At 43.7% G+C, this 17,654-nt stretch carries 21 protein-coding genes; 4 read left to right on the top strand and 17 right to left on the bottom strand.

All coding sequences use genetic code 11. From position 1 onward, the window contains the following. Positions 1–178: 178 nt before the first annotated feature. From AB4517_RS01660 to artP, 5 genes are all read right to left on the bottom strand, one after another. Positions 179–619, bottom strand: coding sequence for a hypothetical protein (locus tag AB4517_RS01660; RefSeq protein ID WP_136974266.1), 441 nt, complete (start codon positions 617–619; stop codon positions 179–181). A gap of 313 nt (positions 620–932) precedes the next feature. Next, entirely contained in the window at positions 933–1,601 is a 669-nt protein-coding gene (gene artM, locus AB4517_RS01655; RefSeq protein WP_017080525.1) for an arginine ABC transporter permease ArtM, read from the bottom strand. Continuing rightward, positions 1,598–2,284 carry an arginine ABC transporter permease ArtQ gene (artQ, locus tag AB4517_RS01650; RefSeq protein ID WP_017061822.1) on the bottom strand — a complete coding sequence of 229 codons (687 nt, stop codon included), beginning with the start codon at positions 2,282–2,284 and terminating at the stop codon, positions 1,598–1,600. The genes artM and artQ overlap by 4 nt, the downstream gene beginning before the upstream one ends. Before the next feature lie 3 nt (positions 2,285–2,287). After that, positions 2,288–3,019, bottom strand: a complete 732-nt coding sequence (locus AB4517_RS01645) for a lysine/arginine/ornithine ABC transporter substrate-binding protein (RefSeq protein WP_372147792.1) — start codon at positions 3,017–3,019, stop codon at positions 2,288–2,290. Positions 3,020–3,139: 120 nt separating this feature from the next. Then, on the bottom strand, positions 3,140–3,868 hold the full coding sequence (artP, locus tag AB4517_RS01640; RefSeq protein WP_032545343.1) for an arginine ABC transporter ATP-binding protein ArtP: 729 nt from the start codon (positions 3,866–3,868) through the stop codon (positions 3,140–3,142). Positions 3,869–4,424: 556 nt separating this feature from the next. Between artP and AB4517_RS01635 the strand changes: the two genes are divergently transcribed. Next, positions 4,425–6,260, top strand: a complete 1,836-nt coding sequence (locus AB4517_RS01635) for an ABC transporter ATP-binding protein/permease (protein ID WP_372147791.1) — start codon at positions 4,425–4,427, stop codon at positions 6,258–6,260. Positions 6,261–6,409: 149 nt separating this feature from the next. Then, on the top strand, positions 6,410–6,874 hold the full coding sequence (locus AB4517_RS01630; protein WP_017061819.1) for a thioesterase family protein: 465 nt from the start codon (positions 6,410–6,412) through the stop codon (positions 6,872–6,874). Between the two features lie 187 nt (positions 6,875–7,061). Here the strand turns inward: AB4517_RS01630 and AB4517_RS01625 are convergent, their stop codons facing one another. After that, complete coding sequence (locus tag AB4517_RS01625) at positions 7,062–9,317, bottom strand: peptidase U32 family protein (RefSeq protein WP_017063916.1); 2,256 nt, start codon at positions 9,315–9,317, stop codon at positions 7,062–7,064. 173 nt (positions 9,318–9,490) lie between these two features. On the opposite strand from AB4517_RS01625, the gene AB4517_RS01620 reads away from it, so the two are divergent. After that, on the top strand, positions 9,491–10,081 hold the full coding sequence (locus AB4517_RS01620) for a glutathione S-transferase (RefSeq protein WP_017061817.1): 591 nt from the start codon (positions 9,491–9,493) through the stop codon (positions 10,079–10,081). Positions 10,082–10,304: 223 nt separating this feature from the next. Here AB4517_RS01620 and AB4517_RS01615 read toward each other — a convergent pair whose 3' ends face one another. The 7 genes from AB4517_RS01615 to AB4517_RS01585 all read right to left on the bottom strand — a co-directional run bounded on the left by AB4517_RS01615 (position 10,305) and on the right by AB4517_RS01585 (position 14,147). Beyond that, a complete protein-coding gene (locus AB4517_RS01615) occupies positions 10,305–10,754 on the bottom strand; it encodes a GyrI-like domain-containing protein (RefSeq protein ID WP_102319784.1) in 450 nt (149 codons plus the stop codon). Between the two features lie 48 nt (positions 10,755–10,802). Beyond that, positions 10,803–11,036, bottom strand: a complete 234-nt coding sequence (locus AB4517_RS01610; RefSeq protein ID WP_372147790.1) for a hypothetical protein — start codon at positions 11,034–11,036, stop codon at positions 10,803–10,805. Positions 11,037–11,044: 8 nt separating this feature from the next. Continuing rightward, a complete protein-coding gene (locus tag AB4517_RS01605; RefSeq protein WP_004733849.1) occupies positions 11,045–11,296 on the bottom strand; it encodes a Rho-binding antiterminator in 252 nt (83 codons plus the stop codon). Positions 11,297–11,466: 170 nt separating this feature from the next. Beyond that, on the bottom strand, positions 11,467–12,099 hold the full coding sequence (catB, locus tag AB4517_RS01600) for a type B chloramphenicol O-acetyltransferase (protein WP_017061814.1): 633 nt from the start codon (positions 12,097–12,099) through the stop codon (positions 11,467–11,469). Between the two features lie 93 nt (positions 12,100–12,192). Further along, on the bottom strand, positions 12,193–12,924 hold the full coding sequence (locus tag AB4517_RS01595) for a glucose 1-dehydrogenase (protein ID WP_372074088.1): 732 nt from the start codon (positions 12,922–12,924) through the stop codon (positions 12,193–12,195). 71 nt (positions 12,925–12,995) lie between these two features. Next, positions 12,996–13,379, bottom strand: coding sequence for a nuclear transport factor 2 family protein (locus tag AB4517_RS01590; protein ID WP_017061812.1), 384 nt, complete (start codon positions 13,377–13,379; stop codon positions 12,996–12,998). A gap of 51 nt (positions 13,380–13,430) precedes the next feature. Beyond that, positions 13,431–14,147, bottom strand: a complete 717-nt coding sequence (locus AB4517_RS01585) for an HAD family hydrolase (RefSeq protein WP_017061811.1) — start codon at positions 14,145–14,147, stop codon at positions 13,431–13,433. A gap of 255 nt (positions 14,148–14,402) precedes the next feature. Between AB4517_RS01585 and AB4517_RS01580 the strand changes: the two genes are divergently transcribed. Continuing rightward, positions 14,403–14,735 (top strand): PBPRA1643 family SWIM/SEC-C metal-binding motif protein, encoded by a 333-nt coding sequence (locus AB4517_RS01580; RefSeq protein WP_017068336.1) that lies wholly within the window; start codon positions 14,403–14,405, stop codon positions 14,733–14,735. A gap of 94 nt (positions 14,736–14,829) precedes the next feature. Here the strand turns inward: AB4517_RS01580 and AB4517_RS01575 are convergent, their stop codons facing one another. The 4 genes from AB4517_RS01575 to AB4517_RS01560 all read right to left on the bottom strand — a co-directional run bounded on the left by AB4517_RS01575 (position 14,830) and on the right by AB4517_RS01560 (position 17,438). Then, positions 14,830–15,381 (bottom strand): DUF1349 domain-containing protein, encoded by a 552-nt coding sequence (locus AB4517_RS01575; protein WP_136974256.1) that lies wholly within the window; start codon positions 15,379–15,381, stop codon positions 14,830–14,832. A 17-nt stretch (positions 15,382–15,398) separates the two neighbouring features. Beyond that, positions 15,399–16,427: a radical SAM protein gene (locus tag AB4517_RS01570; protein WP_017061808.1), complete on the bottom strand. Its 1,029-nt coding sequence runs from the start codon at positions 16,425–16,427 to the stop codon at positions 15,399–15,401. A 138-nt stretch (positions 16,428–16,565) separates the two neighbouring features. After that, positions 16,566–16,790, bottom strand: a complete 225-nt coding sequence (locus AB4517_RS01565) for a hypothetical protein (protein ID WP_017061807.1) — start codon at positions 16,788–16,790, stop codon at positions 16,566–16,568. A gap of 132 nt (positions 16,791–16,922) precedes the next feature. After that, complete coding sequence (locus AB4517_RS01560) at positions 16,923–17,438, bottom strand: adenylate kinase (RefSeq protein WP_372147789.1); 516 nt, start codon at positions 17,436–17,438, stop codon at positions 16,923–16,925. Positions 17,439–17,654 lie beyond the last annotated feature (216 nt).

The following is a 17,654-nucleotide window of genomic DNA, read 5'->3' as shown; positions in this document are numbered from 1 at the left end:
GTAATAACACTATCCCTTAAATAACAAGAAAGGCTCTATAAATGCGGGAGCAGAAACTTCTACGCTCTTATTGACTGAGGGGGTCATATCAACGCCAAGCTAAGCTGTGAGTGAACGTGTGCCATGTTTGAGCGAAGCGAGTTTGGCACGCGTTTACGAATCAGACTTAAGCGCCTTGTTAGCTTTTGTTCTTTGCCCAAACCCTGAAGAGTACAGTTAGCTTTAACCCTATTGCAAAAGCATTTTCTGCTAATTCAGATATTTGATTCAGACCTATATACTTACTTTTACTCTGACCATTGGTAATACGAAACCCCAGTTGAGCTGACTCATAGTACACGGGGTTATGTGCTACTAAATTACGTAACGTGACCAACTCTTTAAACTGTGTAAAAAGCTCATCAGACTCATTAGAAGCACCACATTCCAAGTTATAAAGTGCTTTAACTCGTTCAAAACGATTTTCCAGGTACTTATCATCTTTGAAGTACATGCGGCGTGATAGCGCCGTATGTGTTTCATATTTCAGTAACAACTCACCTTCGAGCCGTGCAACCGAACATACAATTTTCCCAACAGCTTTTTCCCAAGCTTCTAAATCCAAATCGCTTTGTTCCAAAGTAAACTCCAAAAAAGCTAACAGCTATTAGACCGAAAAATTCTGCATTTAAATACAGAATCATTCTATCTAGTTTCATATGCATATTAATTTACCACGATTAATCACAGCAATTCAGTGACTTAAAACATAGATAGACTCATTGAATGACAAAATGCAGAATATTTCTATATAGTATGAATTTCGCAAAAACCCCGCTCTACTAGATATAAAAACAGTACCTCTGCGCATACCCCAAAAACAAAAAAGCCTGCCATTTATGCGAACATAAATGGCAGGCTTTATACGTTAGTTAAGCTTGTGTGTGGCTAGCTTACGCGGCTTCGAATGCGAGGGCTTTCTTCTCTACCTGACGGAAGATCAGCGTTAGTATGCCGTTTACTGCTAAGTAGAATGCGCCAGCAATACCGAACACCGTTAGTGTGTCGTAGGTTTGGCCGTTGATACGCTGAGCGTAACCCATCAAATCCATGATGGTGATAGTGCTTGCCAGTGACGTACCTTTGAAAACTAGAATCACTTCGTTCGAGTAAGCTGGAACGGCGCGGCGTAGTGCGTATGGCAGTAACACTTTAAGCGTTGCGATTTTGTCCATGCCTAGTGCACGACATGCTTCCCACTGCCCTGCTGGAATGGCGTTGAATGCGCCTCTGAACAGTAGCGTGCTGTATGCCGCCGTGTTCAAAGCTAATGCTAACATGGCACAGAACCAAGGTTGGCTTAACCAAGTCCACATGAAGCTTTCACGAATCCAATCGAACTGACCCGGGCCGTAATACACCAAGAAGATTTGCACCAATAATGGTGTGCCGGTGAACAGCGTGATGATGCCGCGTGTTAACCAGTGAATCGCAGGTATTCTTAGGATTAGCGTTACCGTCATCAGCAGTGACAAGATACAACCAACCAGCAATGAAGCACCTGTGAGTTGAAGACTGGTCACTAAGCCTTCAAGCATTTGAGAGAGGTATTGTTGATTCATGCCATTGCCCCTTTGTTACCCAAACCTTGAATAGAGAACTTACCATCAATCACTTTTACCAATCTTTGTGTGATTAAAGTGATGACCAAGTAGATTGCTGCTGCTGTCGCGTACCAAGTAAATGCTTCGTGCGTTGCCGCTGATGTTAGTTGTGCTTGTTTCAGCAAATCTGTTACGCCAATCAGCGAAACTAATGCAGTGTCTTTCAGTAACACTAACCATTGGTTGGTTAACCCTGGTAGTGCGTGTCTTACCGCTTGAGGTAACACGATACGAAAGAATGCACGAGACTGAGAAATACCAAGTGCGCTTGCTGCTTCTCTCTGCCCTTTGCTTACTGCTTTCAAAGCACCACGCAAGGTTTGTGACGCGTAAGAAGCAAAGATAAGTGACAGTGCAACAACACCAGATAAGAACGGGCTCACTTCGATGAAGTCGCCAGTGATCATGAACAGAACTTGTGTCGAACCAAAGTAGATAAACAGTACGACCAGAATTTCTGGTAAACCACGAACAATCGTCACAAATGCAGTCGTTGGCCATTTAATTGCAATACGACGAGACATCTCACCACTTGCAAACAAAACTGCTAGAACCAATCCAACCAATAGACTTACGAATGCAAGCTGAACAGTCATCCAGCTTGCTTCGACGAGCCCTAAAGAGTAACCCGTTAATTCCATAAATTACTTACCGAAGTACTTGTTGAAGATCTTGTCGTATTCGCCGTTCGCTTTCACTGCAGCAAGTGCAACATTAAGCTGGTCTACAAGTTCTTGGTTGCTCTTGTTTACTGCGATACCAAAGCCGTTACCGAAGTACTCTTGGTTTGTTACTTGGTCGCCAACGTACGTTAGGTTGTCTTCTTTCTTGAACCATTCTGCTACAACTGCTGTGTCACCGAATACAGACTCGATACGACCGTTTTTCATGTCGATGAATGCATCTTGGTAGCTTGAGTAAGGTACCGCTGTTACGCCAGTCATTTGCTCAAGTAGGAAGCTCTGGTGAGTAGAACCGTTTTGAACGCCAACACGCTTACCTTCTAGTGCTGCTTGGTCTGCTACTTTGCCTTCGAAAGAAATGAATGCTGCAGAGTTATCGTAGTATGCGTTAGAGAAGTTCACTTGTTTAAGACGCGCTTCTGTGATGTCCATTGCCGAGATAGCCGCATCGTAACGTTTGAATTTAAGTGCAGGGATCAAGCTATCGAATGCTTGGTTGTGGAAAGTACACGTTGCTTTCAGCTCTTCACAAAGTGCGTTTGCTAAGTCTACGTCAAAACCCTGAATTTGGTTGTTCTCATCCATGTATTCGAATGGTGCGTACGTTGCTTCCATCGCGAATTTGATTTCTTCTTGAGCTGCTGCGTTAAAAGAAGCAAGGCCGATAAGTGAAGCTAGTAGAATCTTTTTCATTTTGTTACTCCGAATACTGTGTAATAGCGGCCTGTGGCCATTCTTATAATTTGATTGTTTTAATTGATGTTGTGTTTAGCTAGATCTAGTGAGTCAACTTTCTTTTAATAAGTGACTTACTTAATGAGTCAAATATTCAGCAAACTCAGGTGTCTGCGGATTAACGAATGAATCGCTGGTGCCGTGTTCAACGATGTACCCTTTCTCTAGGTACAGAACGTGGCTAGCAATCTTCTTCGCGAAATCGACTTCATGCGTCACGACCACTTGGGTAATGCCCGTTCCGCTCAATTCTTTAATAATGCTCACGACTTGGTTGGTGATCTCAGGATCAAGCGCCGCTGTTGGTTCATCAAACAACAACACATCCGGTTTCATCATCAGCGCACGTGCAATCGCAACACGCTGTTGTTGACCGCCAGACAGTTGAAGTGGCCAAGCGTCTGCTTTGTCGGCAAGTTGAAGTGTCTTTAGGACTTCTTGCGCTTGCTTAATCGCTTCTTGCTTATCCAAACCCGCCACTTTGGTTGGTGCTTCAATCAAGTTTTCCATCACCGTCATGTGTGGCCATAAGTTGTATTGCTGGAACACCATGCCGACTTTACGACGAAGTTTAAGCCCCTGCTTCTCTTGGATTTGGCTTGAAAAATCGAATTGCTCATTCGCAATGTCTAATTCGCCGTTGTCCGCGATTTCAAGCAGGTTCAATACACGCAGTAATGAACTCTTGCCCGCGCCGCTTGGGCCAAGCAATACCAAGGTTTCGCCACTCTCACAGTCGAAACTGATGTCGTGAAGAACTTGGGTATCACCGTATGATTTGTTGATGCTCTTTACTTGAATACTCATGCCACAATACTGCATTAATTGTCATTTGTTGGTTATTCTATTCAATCCGAGGTTTTATGCAAGAAAAATGTATAAAAAACTACTTTGTTGAATTTTTGTAACAAATATTCCACAAAAAACAGTCGCTATAACTGGTCTTACAACCAAAACTTACAAGTCATTGATAAAGCTAATATTGAGATAAATAGCAAACGTTTTGCTATCAATTTATAAATCATCGCACGGTTGCTTGTTTATGTATGCACTCTCCTATCAACGCTAATTTACTTGCATAAAAATTAGGGTTAAATAGCTTGGTTTCCTATCCAACTGACTGGATCAAAATGCTTAGTTTTCCTTTAAGGTCGTTTCGAATTATTCACTTAGTGATGAGGAAATATTGGAAATTGAGTTTCCTAGGGAGCGTCACAGCGCAATAAATGCTTTAATGGGTTCGATTCTCAACAACAATTACTGCTCAGCGAACAACGCGCAGTACAGGCAATAAAGCAATTAGCCATAAGCAACAAGCAACAAGCCATCTATTTTTAAAGCGACAACACATTAAGGCAGTCATATGCAAAACGATGTCTCTTCTACGCTCGACTCGAACCAGCGACAGACTCAGCGATCGACTCAACAAGCGCCAGACCCCAAACCTGAGAAAAAAAGCCTCAGTATTTTGTTTGAGCTAAGTAAATTCATTCAGCCTTATAAAGGTCGTGTTATTGCTGCGTTGATCGCGTTGATCTTCACGGCGAGCTTAACCCTTTCAGTCGGTCATGGTATTCGCCTTCTCATCGACCAAGGTTTTAGCCAACAATCACTCTCAGATTTAGGCAGCGCGATTCAATTCATCATGGTCGTGGTCGTATTGATCTCGATTGGTACTTTCTTCCGCTTCTATTTGGTTTCTTCTGTTGGGGAACGTGTGAGTGCGGACATTCGTTTATCGGTTTTCAATCATGTCGTGACGCTGCACCCGAGTTACTTTGAAACCAATGGCAGTGGCGACATCATGTCGCGCATCACAACGGATACCACTCTACTTCAAAGCATCATAGGTTCGTCGTTCTCTATGGCGATGCGCAGCACGTTGATGTGTATTGGTGCAATCATCATGCTGTTTGCGACCAATATTAAGCTGACGTTGATTGTATTGGCCTCGGTGCCATTTATCTTGATTCCGATCCTTGTTTATGGGCGCCGTGTAAGAGCCCTATCTCGCCAAAGCCAAGATTCGATGTCTGATGTGGGTTCTTACGCAGGTGAGGCAATTGAGCACATTAAAACGGTGCAAAGCTACAGCCGAGAAGAGCAAGAGAAAGCATCATTCGCGGTAGAAGTGGAAAAGGCGTATGAGATTGGTCGCCAGCGTGTAAAACAGCGCGCGATTCTTATTTCTGGCGTTATCGTGATTGTATTTAGTGCTATTGCAGGCATGCTTTGGGTTGGTGGCAGTGATGTTATCAACGGCACTATGTCGGCTGGTGACTTAGCCGCGTTTGTGTTCTACGCAATTATGGTTGCTTCATCGTTAGGTACGATTTCTGAAGTGATGGGTGAACTGCAACGCGCGGCAGGTGCGACCGAGCGATTAATCGAGATCCTACAAGTTGAAAGCCATATTGTTGCGCCAGTTGCGAATCCAACTTCGCTTGCTAACGTAACGCCAGAAGTTGCATTTGATGATGTGACCTTCTGTTATCCATCAAGACCGGACCAACCCGCAACAAGCAACCTCACGCTTACTGCCCATGAAGGCAAAGTGTTGGCACTGGTTGGCCCGTCTGGCGCAGGTAAAACTACCCTGTTCGAACTGCTGCAACGTTTCTACGACCCACAAGTGGGTAAGGTCACCTTAGGCGGTGTTGAACTGAATCAGTTTGATCCTAACGAGCTAAGAAAGCAGATGGCATTGGTGCCGCAACAACCTGCTCTGTTCAGTAACGATGTGTTCCATAACATTCGCTACGGCAACCCGCAGGCAACAGACGAGCAAGTGATCGAAGCGGCGAAGAAAGCGCACGCACACGAGTTCATTCAAAACCTACCTGATGGCTACAACAGCTTTCTTGGTGAACGTGGTGTAAGGCTTTCTGGTGGGCAGAGACAACGTATTGCCATCGCACGTGCCATCTTGAAAGATCCAAATATTCTATTGTTGGATGAAGCAACCAGCGCACTAGACAGTGAAAGTGAGCATCACGTACAACAAGCGTTAGAAGAGTTAATGCGTGGCAGAACGACGATCATTATCGCCCATCGATTATCAACAATTAAACACGCCGACCAAATTGCGGTGCTCGATAAAGGACAACTAGTAGACATCGGCGACCACCAGTCTCTCATCAATAGCTGCGAATTGTACCAACGCTTGGTTGAGCTGCAATTCAAACACCTTAGTGCCTAACTATTGAGTGGATGTGCAACTAAGTCACTGACATTGTGTGGTTTCAAGCTTCAAAAACTTAAATCACGCGTGTTGCAGTTTTGTTAATTTAGCGGTAGGGTTTTTATTCCAATAACAACTTATCCCTACATAACAATAAGAGAGTTCGCATGGAAGCACTATTATCTGACTACCCGGTAGTAACAGAAATCCCTGTCGCTTGGGGAGAAATGGACGCACTCAATCACGTTAACAACGCTGTATATTTTCGCTATTTCGAAACCGCTCGCTTAGATTTTTTCAAGCACGTCGAGCTGATGGAAGAGATGGCGATTACCAAAGTTGGGCCTGTTCTTGGTGACACTTACTGTAAGTATTTCCGCCCAGTCACGTATCCAGATACCTTGATGGTCGGCTCACGTGTTACCGATATTCAAGATGACCGATTCACCATGGAATACGCGATTGTCAGTAAGGCTCAACAGAAACTGACGACCGTTGGCACTGCGACTATCGTGATGTTTGATTTTGCTTCGAACCAGAAAGCCCTGCTCTCGCTGCGCTTAACCAATGAAATCGAAAAGATGAACACGTTGAAAAGCCCATGCTTCAAACAAGAAGCCGTGACAGAATAACGTATTCGTTGGTTGAGAAAGATTCAGAAAGTTTCAGACATTAAAAAGGCCACTCGATTGAGTGGCCTTTTGTTTATTGGTTCAGAGTGCTTATAAGCGGTTGAGCGTTATAAACCTTGAACGCTCTTTGCGTTAGAAGCTATAAGCCTTACAGCCCATAGACATTGAACCCTATAAACCTTGTACGCTATAGACCTTGCACGTACTGAGCATTAGTTCGAACTTCAACCATCTGCTCTAGGTTCTGTTGTGAACCTTCAACGCCGTTCAGTAGCGCTTCGAAATGCTTGATAAGCTCAACTTTGTCTTTCACTTCTTTAGAACCTGCACCGATGTTGGTTAGGTCAATGAAGAACTCGTCGAACAGACCAGAGAAGTCAGTTACTGCGTCGTGGTTCAAGAACTGCTCGTGGTTGTAAATGCTTGGGTAGCCACCCTTCTGTTTATCAACCGCAAAAGAGATGCCTTTCACGTTGGTAATCGTGGTCGCTTTCTCACACTTCAACATACAACCTGCTTCGATGCTTGGCTTGTTACAACCCACGGTTCTTTGGAAGAAACACTGACGGCTGGTCATCATCAAGATTGGGTGGTAAATGCTGTAGAACAGTTTGAAGTTCTCTGGGCGACGAATATGACGAATCTGACCTTTGTTGATCTCGTTCGAAATGAATGCGCCTGCACAGTTCAGCTCTTCTTTCAGAGTAACCAGTGCGTGAGAGTTGGTCGTGTTCATGAACGGGCCTGCAACCCACTCAATACCCATCTCGTAAGCTTTGTAAGCAATACCCGTGTTGTTGGTTACGATGCGAGCTGGCTTGATCTCTTCAAGAATACGAACCGCTTCGTCGTAATCTTTACCGATCAATACCGCTGGGAACCAAGGAATCAAACGTGGGTTTGCTGCCAAGATGTCGATGTACTTGTTACAACGCTTCTTGAAGCTTTCTGGAAGTTTGAAGTAAACATCCGCGTCAGTCACGTCACACAGGTGTAAGTCTTCTACATCGGCGATAAGCATCGACATAGTCGGCTTCTCGTTCACTTTAGGGTGCTGAGGCAGTGCTGGCACTTCAACGTGCTTAATCACTTCCACAGAGCCGTTCAGAATGAAGTCGATCTCGTCTTTTAGGTCTGAAACTTCTTTTAGAGGAATCAACAAGCCTGCATCCACTTCACTGAAGTCGTGGCTTTCTAGCGTGTGAACTGCACTCTTCACGTTTTTGAAGCGCTTCTCAAGTAGCTCTTGAGTAATCGCCTTCTCTTCAACCGCCTTCAATAGCGATTTAGATTGAAGAGTAAAGTTCTCTTTTGGCGTGTTCACAGTCACCGTAAATGGTTGACCCACTTTTGCGCTGAACGACAGTGCTACTGGTGTCTTGCGAATATCAAGGAACTCGATCTTGTCACGCATTTCGTTACCAAGAACGTCTTTCGCTTGGTGAAGTTCGTTGGTCACTTCTTGAATCTGTACAACTGAGATTTCGTTGTTCTGCTCCGTCGCTTTTTCAACAGCGTAGTTCATGCTGTTGTCGCGCGGGTTATCGATGAACATGTCTTTCGTTAGGTTGCCCTTTAGGAAAGAGTTGGTGAAATCACGGTTGAATACTTTGTGTAGGTTCGAATCGTCTTCGATCAACAAACCACTTTCTACAAAGCTATCAATCTGTTTACGCCATGTGTCTACCACAGTGTAAACGTAGTGTGCGCCTTTAATACGGCCTTCTACTTTCAATGAGTCGACTTTCGCATCAACCAATTCAGGTAGGTCGTAGTAAGCTGAGTTATCTTTCAGGTTAAGTGGGAACTTGTTGCCCGCGTTGGTGATTTCGTACTCATCACGACACGCTTGGCTACAACGACCACGGTTACCTGAGTTACCCACACTTACTGAGCTTGAGTAACATTGACCAGAGAATGCGATACACAGAGCGCCGTGTACGAACACTTCGGTTAATACGTCGTGATCGTGTGCCACTTCCGTCAGCATCTTGATTTCAGGCAGGTTCAACTCACGAGACAAGTTAACGCGCGTCGCGCCAATCTTAGACAAGAACTTAATCTGACCTTCGTTGTGCGTAGTTAACTGAGTCGACGCGTGAACGTCTAACGATGGGAAATGCTTCTTAACCAGGTTGAATAAACCCAAGTCTTGAACAATGATGCCGTCCACTTTGGTGTTCACAAGCTGGTTCAGCAGTTTGGTGATGCTCTTAGTCTCGTGCTCCAGTAGCACAACGTTAAGAGTCAGGAACACTTCACAGCCGTATTCATGAGCAAGGCGAATCACACCATTCAATTCGTCTAACGACAGGTTAGAGGCTCTGTTACGAGCGTTGAATGTGTCTAAACCACAATAAACTGCATTAGCACCCGCTACGATGGCGGCTTTTATCGCTTCTACATCGCCACCTGGGGCTAATAACTCAATTTTTCTGCTCATTTTTGAAGTCGCTCACTTACTTATAATTTTTAAGCCGCGTATTCTACCCACATCACGATCTCTTTACCACCGTACAACACTTTTCAAACTAAATGACCTCAATAATGCCGAACGAATCCGATCTACCTATCCTTTATTCTTTACGCCGTTGCCCTTATGCAATGCGCGGACGAATGGGCATCGCACTATCACAGCAAAAAGTGTTACTTCGAGAAATCGTTACCAAAGACAAGCCTAGCGAACTATTGGCCAGTTCGCCAAAAGGAACAGTGCCTGTATTGGTGTTACCCAATGGACAAGTCATTGAACAGAGCTTGGATGTGATGAACTGGTCACTTCAACAAAACGATCCTCAAGATCTTCTGCGTTCAAGCAATCCAACGCTTAGCGAACAAGTTCAGCAGCTCATTAAAACCAACGATGAAGAATTTATTGGTCACTTAGAAAGGTATCGTGCATCGGTTCGTTACCGAAACATCGATGTTGAACAACGCCGACAAGCCTGCGAAACCTTCATTAAGCAGTTAGAAGTGCGACTTACCGATCAGCCCTACTTTTTTGGAGAAAGCCCAAGCTTGGCCGATTTTGCGGTGATGCCTTTCGTCAGTCAGTTTGTGCGAGTCGAAAAGAAGTGGTTTGTGAAATCGGAATATCAAAACGTAGGACGTTGGTTAAGAGCGCACCTTGAAAGTAAGCTCTACACCCAAGTCATGAAGCAATACCCTTTGTGGAATGAAACCAAGCAAGATTGTCTTTTTGGATAACTTAAGAGAATTTTGGGTGACTTAAGGGTATCTAGGGTGATCTAGGGTAATTCTGGAATAGATAATTCCTAGGTATTAAAGTAGTTACGTGACACTGTATCTTCTTTGTAAAGAACAGATATTCAAAGGCTTAACTGGGATTCCGTTGTCTCTTTACCGGTAACTACTGTCTCTTAACTGGCAAACACAGTCTAAGCTAAGCCTTTTGTTCATTTTAACCTGATCACTGAATCGCTATCGAAATCTCGACTTCAGTTTCACCTTTGTATAGTTCAAAATCTGTCGTGTAAGTTCTCACATGTGGGCAGTCAGCAGCGCTGAAATACGCCCACACTTCACCCCATAGGTCGATCACAGCTTGTGGTAATTCACCTTCAGCAGAAAACGTTAAGTATTTACCTGCTTGTATTTCGGTTTCTACAAGCGTATCAACATTCTGATCCGTAAGTGCATTAGTACACGCGATAACATCAAATTCGCCCGTAAAGTCAGACTCGTAGTTAGTGTAAACGCCATACACTTTTGAATCCGGTGTTAATTTCGGAAATGCTTGGTCAAAAAAGCCCTGCCACAATTGCCCTATCTTGGCTCTTGCTGGGTCCATCTCATCGGTATTGGTGGTTCTTACTGAAAAACCATACGCCTTTACGGCTTCAATCGTTTCTACTTTCATTCGTTTTATCCCTAAGCCAACGATGGTTTTAGCATATTGAATCGATACCTAATCTTCAATCTCTTTGTGACCACACTTCTCACACACTATATGACGAGAAAACTCATCCATTGACGCGACAAACGGGCCAAGGAACCAACCTTTTATCATGCCTGCCCAAAACTCGCTTCGCTTTTGGTTAGGTTTCTCTGCAAACGCACTCGTCTTTCTGACCAACACCACAACGTGCTGTGTATCTTCTCGGCATGCGGTGCAATAGCATTGTTCTATCGTGTTATTCATTTGAAAGCCTATGACGTTTTGAATGAAATCTGCTGAAAATGAGGGTTGTCGACACAAACTTCTAGTGTGGAAAGGTCTGTGAGTACGACAAGTTGTTCTACACCTTGAATACTGACCTTAATGCACTCTTCACGGCTATCATTGCGTTGAGTATCTAATCCGACACATTCAATCTGCTCGCCAGATTTCAGCGTTAATTTGATTGGGTATCGGTGCATACACACAATCTCAATATAATCGTAATCGTTGCAACTAATCATAATACCCTTCCAATTCATCCACCACGCTAATGCGACATGCCATACTATTCAATATCTTTACAATCAATAAGTTACTCGTATCACAATCGCATTGCCATAATCAGATTATTGAGTAATTTGTTAAATTTAATCTCGTTCTCACCATTCACATTTCATCTGTGAACGACAATTTAAGGCTTCAAGAATCCTTTCCAATAATGGTACAAACCACCAATGTCTGAAGAACACATTAGCGACATTGCGCCTTTGATTTGTTCTTCGCTCCATTCCCACCATTTCATTTCTAGCAACTGAGCGATTTCAGTCTCATTGAAACGATAACGGATATGGCGTGCTGGGTTTGAACCGACAATCGAGTATGGCGCGACATCTTTAGTCACAACCGCTCGACTTGCGATGATGGCTCCGTCACCAACCTTAACACCACTCATGATCATGGCTTCTGTACCAATCCACACATCGTTACCAATCACGGTATCACCAGAGCGTTCAAAGCCGTCTATCGCACCTTCAAACTTCTCATCGTCTTGATAGAAAAACGGGAAGGTACTCACCCACTGGTTTTGGTGGCCTTGGTTCCCCGCCATCATAAACACGGCGCCAGAACCAATCGAGCAGTAGCTGCCAATGATCAGCTTATCGATATCGGTTCTATCCGGTAATAGGTAACGCGCACAGTCATCAAAGCCGTGGTTATGGTAGTAACCCGAGTAATAGCTGTGCTCGCCCACGATGATGTTCGGGTTGGTCACTTGTTCTTTGAGTGACTTTCCAACAAACGGGCTTTCAAAATAGTTTTTCATGGTTGTACTCTTAGTTTCGTTCTTTTAGTTAGGTACTTTTGTTGCGTGTTGATGGTTGTAACTTGTTTATATTAGTGTAAAGGCAAACGTGCCCTATCGACCGCCTGCAATATCAATAAACGAGCCGGTGACATACGAAGCTTCGTCTGATAATAACCACGCGATAGAGTTCGCGACTTCTTCTGGTGTGCCACCTCGTTGTAACGGTAACTGCGAAGCTAGTCTGTCTACGCGATCTGGCTCTCCGCCGTCTGCATGCATCTCAGTATAAATACAACCTGGCCTTACGCCATTCACTCGGATATTGCGTGAAGCTAATTCAAGCGATAAGCCTTTGGTGAGTGAATCCATCGCACCTTTCGATGCTGCGTAATCCACATACTCAAACGGTGCGCCAGTACGAGAAGCGGCAGACGATACATTCACAATCGAACCCGCGCCATCGGCTTGTTTGATAAAGGCTTTACTGCACAGAAAGCAGCTTGATACGTTGGATTTCATCACCTTTTCAAAGCGATCCAATTCAATATCAACCAATGGTGACTGGGTAAACAAGATCCCGGCATTATTGACCAAGTGCGTCACTGGACCTAGCTTATTACGAGCAATCTCAAATAAAGATTTCACGTCCGATTCAACAGACACATCCGCACGCACGCTTATCGCGGTTCCGCCTTGTTCACGAATCTCGTCTACTAGATCTTCAGCTCGCGACTCATTGTGTATGAAGTTAACGCATACAGCATAGCCTTTGCTGGCCAACAATTTAGACGTTGCTGCGCCAATGCCTCGGCTTCCGCCGGTTACAACCACTACCTTGCTCAATGAAACCTCCTAATGTTTACTTATTCTGTGCAACCTGATTGTTCGTGACAAACTGATCGTATCGATACAAACTAATTGTTCGATACGATCTGAACCCACTGCGATCGCCACGCCGGCGCTTCGAATGGGTCTGGCCAAAACTCAGTTTGCTTTTGAATTAAACCGTCAACCACCGTGTGAAAGGTGATCACTCGGCCTTTCAACACACTGTCAGTGACCGAAACGTCCGTGACTACCGTATCACCTTCACAGACAATCGAATTGAGCGTGAATTCCCAAACACCATTGGCTGGGTATTCAGTATTGATTGCAGTGAAGTTGTCGCGCCCTAACGTCAATTCAGACGACTGCGGCCAATAGCCTTCAAAATCTGCGGTTAGCCATTCACCTGCCTTTGCAAAATCATTACTGCGCATTGCATCCCAAAATCCCAATACCACTTGTTTTGGTGTCATTATTCTTCCTTAAAGTTATTTACGTGTGGTGATTTTTAAATGTCTGCTTCGTTATGCGTACTTGCTAATGATCGTTAAAAGATCATCGACACTGTTAGCAATGTAATCGGGCTTGGTTTGCCAATTTTCAGGTTTCGATCGGCTATAACCTGCTGCAACGGCAATCACTTTTGCGTTTTTACCCAGCGCGGCTTCAATATTGCGAGCAAACTGTGTGTCCGCTTCATGGTCACCGATGTACATCAAACAAAGCTCGTTAGTCGGATCGGCGCCAAATATGTTCTCGACACATTTCACACCACCAAATGGATGGGGTTTTTGGTTACCGTTCGAGACATCGTCATAGCCCACGACCGATTTAAACAAATCACCAATGCCATAACTGTCGAGCACACCACGAATATTCAATTGAGAGTTTTGAGAGCAGATCCCATGTGGAAGATGAGCAAACTGATTAACCACGGTTTCCATTCCTTCAAACAAGGCAACGGCTGTTTGGTTTTTCTCTTGATGCTCTGCCCACATTCCACCAGCGATCAACATTTCATCGTGTGATAAACCGTAATAATCGACATATAAGGCTTGCCAGTTTTTAGCCCCGTGGTTGGCTTCATGATAAAGCGCTTCGCTGAGCAAATATTTAGGTAAGTTATCACCTGACAAGTGTGGCGCGACTAAAGAGATAATATCTTTTGTGATTGCGATATTCTTTGGAACGGAATTGACTATGGTTCCATCGTAATCCCACAGGATGGCATCTAACTTCATACACTATCTCTTTGTTTCGATTAGTAATTTGAATTTATCATTCATAAGCCTATTTAGGGCAATTTTATTGTCTTGAATTTCGAAATTTGTCGAATAGAAGCAAAGCTAGAGAACAAACCGTTACTAGCAAACAAAAACCAAACAGTGTTTGCTCACATCACTGCTTTATCAATTGCAATATATGCGTATAATCCCCGCTCCATTGCGCTATCGCCGTTAAAAATAGCGCCATTCAACATTTTTAATGAGTACCCAATGTCGAAACTATTTTTCAAAGGCCGTATCGAAACAAGACAGAACCACGTTCTTGCTGGCTACAACGTAAACCGCGATGTAAAAGCGGGTACTGAAGAATCTCCAATCGCTGTAATGGTTCAAACTGAAGCGCGCAAAGCAGAAGTTGAAGCACTAGCCGCTGAAAATACTATCTTCGTTACTGTTACAGTCGACGCAGACAAAGAAGAGAACACCATCGAGCTTGATACTCTACTGAACAAGCCAAAAACGATGACGTTTGAAAAGACCCCTAACCGTAACGACCCATGTTCTTGCGGCAGCGGTAAGAAATACAAGAAGTGCTGTGCATAAGCGCTTTGACTTGAAGAATTTAAAAACGGACCGGTAGCAATATCGGTCCGTTTTTTTATACGCTAAGCAAGCTTATTCAGCGTAAGACAAATTATTAGGCGTCAGACAAACTAAAGCCACTAAATTTGGCGAAATTAGGCGTCGCCTTACTGCCACTGAACGTATAAAGCATCACACCCTGTTCACTGCCTACTAACGAATCAAACGTGATCACTTCCTGCCATTGTTGTTTTTCTAACGGGCGGAAATGAGCGCCGACTTTTCCGCCTTGTTTGACGAGCTTTACCGACACACTAGATTCACTAAACAACAGACGTTCCTTGATCTGTGGCTGACCATTTTGTTCTACAACGAACACCAATGAACGCTCGCCCATGAACATCTCTTTGCTCACTTTAATGTAGTTGTCGTTATCCCAGTAAATACCTAACCCAGCTTGTTCAAATGCGAGGTTTGGATCTAATTGAACCGTCACTTCTGTGCTGTAATCCGAGCTAGATACTGGATGAACGAAGATATTATCAACATCAGCTGAACCCGCACCAAAGATATTGCCCTCTTGCACTTGCATCGTCAGCACGCCGTTTTCCAAAGATCGATGTTCCGGATTTTCATTTCTGATTTGCCAGTTAACGAGGTTATTCATGTTATTAGTCCTTGCTGCTAGATCATGCGTTGACGGAGTTGGTAAAACACATTGTCGAGTTCATCGGGATTTTGCTTTTGAATGCGATTAAGCTCTCTTTGTACAGAATCGTACATAAGTTGGTTATCCATGTCTTTCAATGCGGCGTAGTAATGAATGCGACGTCCCAAGATAAAGTTATTCTGGTCATTCTCACTCATCATATTGAAACGGTCTATTGTCGCTAAGAACTTCGCTTTATCCTGTGGCAGCTGTCCGTTCAGTTCCATCAACAAATTAATACCGTGATAGTTACCATAGTTGCCCGTCACGCGGTTTAGTTTACTGATCAATTGATATTGTTCTTCAAGCATTTCACGTTCGCTAAGTGGCGTGAACTCTCCATTCTGCACCAGTTCATCCAATTCGGTTCCAGGCTTCACAGCAAGCGACAGAATGCGTATTTCATCTGGGTTGATTTGGTTAAGTAAGGCCGCCGTTTCTTCAACATGCTGCGCCGAATATTCTTTACCACCCAAGCCAAGGATAATGAAGGTCATCATCTTCATACCCGCTTGCTTCGCGTATTCGGTCGATTTCAAAATAGATTTCGGAGTAATGCCTTTTTTCATCAATTTGAGAACATCAATAGAACCCGATTCCATACCGCAATAAAGCATGTTGAGCCCTGCATCACAGATGGCTTTCATCTCTTCAGGCGACTTCTTAGTCATGCTTTGCGCTCGTCCATAAGAGCTGATCTGCTTTAACTCTGGGAAGGCTTGTTTGAGTGTATTCAACACATCCAGCAAGTCTTCGGTATCCATAGTGAATGAATCACCGTCTTGCAGAAAACAGGTCTCAAATTTACGGTTCTTATAGAATGCTTTCGCAGCCCAAATGTCTTTCTTAATCTCTTCAACGGGACGAATTGCAAACTCCATCCCCTCAAACAGCGTACAGAATTTACATTTGTTCCAAGGACAACCTTGGGTGGTGCGAATCAATAAGCTATCCGCTTCTGAAGGTGGGCGAATATGCCCTTGTTGGAACTGATACTGTGTCATTTGAATGCCCAATAATTAACTATTCGCATAGACTACTAGAAGTTCATTCAATGAAAAACACGGTACAATTTGAATTATTATCAAATGAAAACGGATAATTAAAGAAGAAGAATGTTGAAGTATTAAGTAGGTTAAAGGCTAATCAAGGTTGTCCGGTGTACGTAAATTGGTTCCACACTTTGTACATTTATAGTCACCGTTTCCGCCACTTGAAGCTAGCGACGATAAAATCATTCCAAGCAACCCTGGCTTCTTTTCATGTTGTGGCGCTTTTTCGGCTTGGTTACTAAACATAGTGTACTTGTGCAGTGTCAGTTCCTTACAGTTACTACAGAACGCTCTCGTCTTCTCACTTCCATACATAATATCTATCTCCTTAACTCAAAGCACAAACTAAACATATGGCAAATATGCCACACGTAGAGTTAAATCTAAATATTTTCATGAAGTTATGAGTAAGTAAGAGCGTTTTAAAGAAAAGTAAACTCTCGACTGTTAAGTGAAGTGTTGGTGAACAAAGTTATTCAATTCAGTCACGCTTCTGATGATGTAAACCTCTTTCTCTTTAGCGCGCAATTCTAACTGCGCTCTAAAGTCGTCATTCCAAAATTTAGGACACAGTTGTAGTGTCTTATAGCTTTGTATCGTGCCTTTTATCACTGAGCTTCCAGCAGGCCAGCCTTCAGGTTTAACGAATAGACCTTTGAGCATTCTCTTGGTTACAAACCAGTAGCTAATTGAATAAGGAAGGTCGATATAAACCAAGGTATCAGCTGCATCTAAACGTGTGTTGAACGAGCCTAGAGGGCCAAAACCATCGATGATCCAGCTTTCTGACTTAAGTATGCTCTCATGAGCCTCCTCAAATACTTCACGTTCAACAAACTCTCCGTTGGCCTTGTAAACAATAGAGTCCAACTGGTGAAGCTCTATCCCTGTAGCTAGTGCTAACGCCTTGCTGACTGTGGACTTTCCACTCCCAGGCTTACCAAAAACCGCGATCTTTTTCATATGACTTCCTCTATTCAGATAAAACCCATAAGACAGCGACAAAAAACCCACCTTACGGGTGGGTTCGATAAACAAAGCGCATCAACAATCCCACCATTCCTATGGAATGATGATAATTCGTTGGTTAGATGGCGCTAAATTCAGTTTCATAAAACTACTTTTATATACTGTTGCTTAGTTGTCAACACAATGACTAATGGGCGATATCATCGTCAT

Source organism: Vibrio sp. 10N.222.52.C3, assembly GCF_041474195.1.
GTDB lineage: Bacteria > Pseudomonadota > Gammaproteobacteria > Enterobacterales > Vibrionaceae > Vibrio > Vibrio crassostreae_C.
The sequence above is the reverse complement of the archived record's forward strand: the minus strand, read 5'-3'. Positions and strand labels throughout refer to the sequence as shown.

Bases quoted from the DNA above. Each gene is read 5' to 3' on its own strand.
- artM (WP_017080525.1), bottom strand. From the start codon at position 1,601: ATGAATCAACAATACCTCTCTCAAATGCTTGAAGGCTTAGTGACCAGT.
- artQ (WP_017061822.1), bottom strand. From the start codon at position 2,284: ATGGAATTAACGGGTTACTCTTTAGGGCTCGTCGAAGCAAGCTGGATG.
- AB4517_RS01645 (WP_372147792.1), bottom strand. From the start codon at position 3,019: ATGAAAAAGATTCTACTAGCTTCACTTATCGGCCTTGCTTCTTTTAAC.
- artP (WP_032545343.1), bottom strand. From the start codon at position 3,868: ATGAGTATTCAAGTAAAGAGCATCAACAAATCATACGGTGATACCCAA.
- AB4517_RS01635 (WP_372147791.1), top strand. From the start codon at position 4,425: ATGCAAAACGATGTCTCTTCTACGCTCGACTCGAACCAGCGACAGACT.
- AB4517_RS01630 (WP_017061819.1), top strand. From the start codon at position 6,410: ATGGAAGCACTATTATCTGACTACCCGGTAGTAACAGAAATCCCTGTC.
- AB4517_RS01625 (WP_017063916.1), bottom strand. From the start codon at position 9,317: ATGAGCAGAAAAATTGAGTTATTAGCCCCAGGTGGCGATGTAGAAGCG.
- AB4517_RS01620 (WP_017061817.1), top strand. From the start codon at position 9,491: ATGGGCATCGCACTATCACAGCAAAAAGTGTTACTTCGAGAAATCGTT.
- AB4517_RS01615 (WP_102319784.1), bottom strand. From the start codon at position 10,754: ATGAAAGTAGAAACGATTGAAGCCGTAAAGGCGTATGGTTTTTCAGTA.
- AB4517_RS01610 (WP_372147790.1), bottom strand. From the start codon at position 11,036: ATGAATAACACGATAGAACAATGCTATTGCACCGCATGCCGAGAAGAT.
- AB4517_RS01605 (WP_004733849.1), bottom strand. From the start codon at position 11,296: ATGATTAGTTGCAACGATTACGATTATATTGAGATTGTGTGTATGCAC.
- catB (WP_017061814.1), bottom strand. From the start codon at position 12,099: ATGAAAAACTATTTTGAAAGCCCGTTTGTTGGAAAGTCACTCAAAGAA.
- AB4517_RS01590 (WP_017061812.1), bottom strand. From the start codon at position 13,379: ATGACACCAAAACAAGTGGTATTGGGATTTTGGGATGCAATGCGCAGT.
- AB4517_RS01585 (WP_017061811.1), bottom strand. From the start codon at position 14,147: ATGAAGTTAGATGCCATCCTGTGGGATTACGATGGAACCATAGTCAAT.
- AB4517_RS01580 (WP_017068336.1), top strand. From the start codon at position 14,403: ATGTCGAAACTATTTTTCAAAGGCCGTATCGAAACAAGACAGAACCAC.
- AB4517_RS01575 (WP_136974256.1), bottom strand. From the start codon at position 15,381: ATGAATAACCTCGTTAACTGGCAAATCAGAAATGAAAATCCGGAACAT.
- AB4517_RS01570 (WP_017061808.1), bottom strand. From the start codon at position 16,427: ATGACACAGTATCAGTTCCAACAAGGGCATATTCGCCCACCTTCAGAA.
- AB4517_RS01565 (WP_017061807.1), bottom strand. From the start codon at position 16,790: ATGTATGGAAGTGAGAAGACGAGAGCGTTCTGTAGTAACTGTAAGGAA.
- AB4517_RS01560 (WP_372147789.1), bottom strand. From the start codon at position 17,438: ATGAAAAAGATCGCGGTTTTTGGTAAGCCTGGGAGTGGAAAGTCCACA.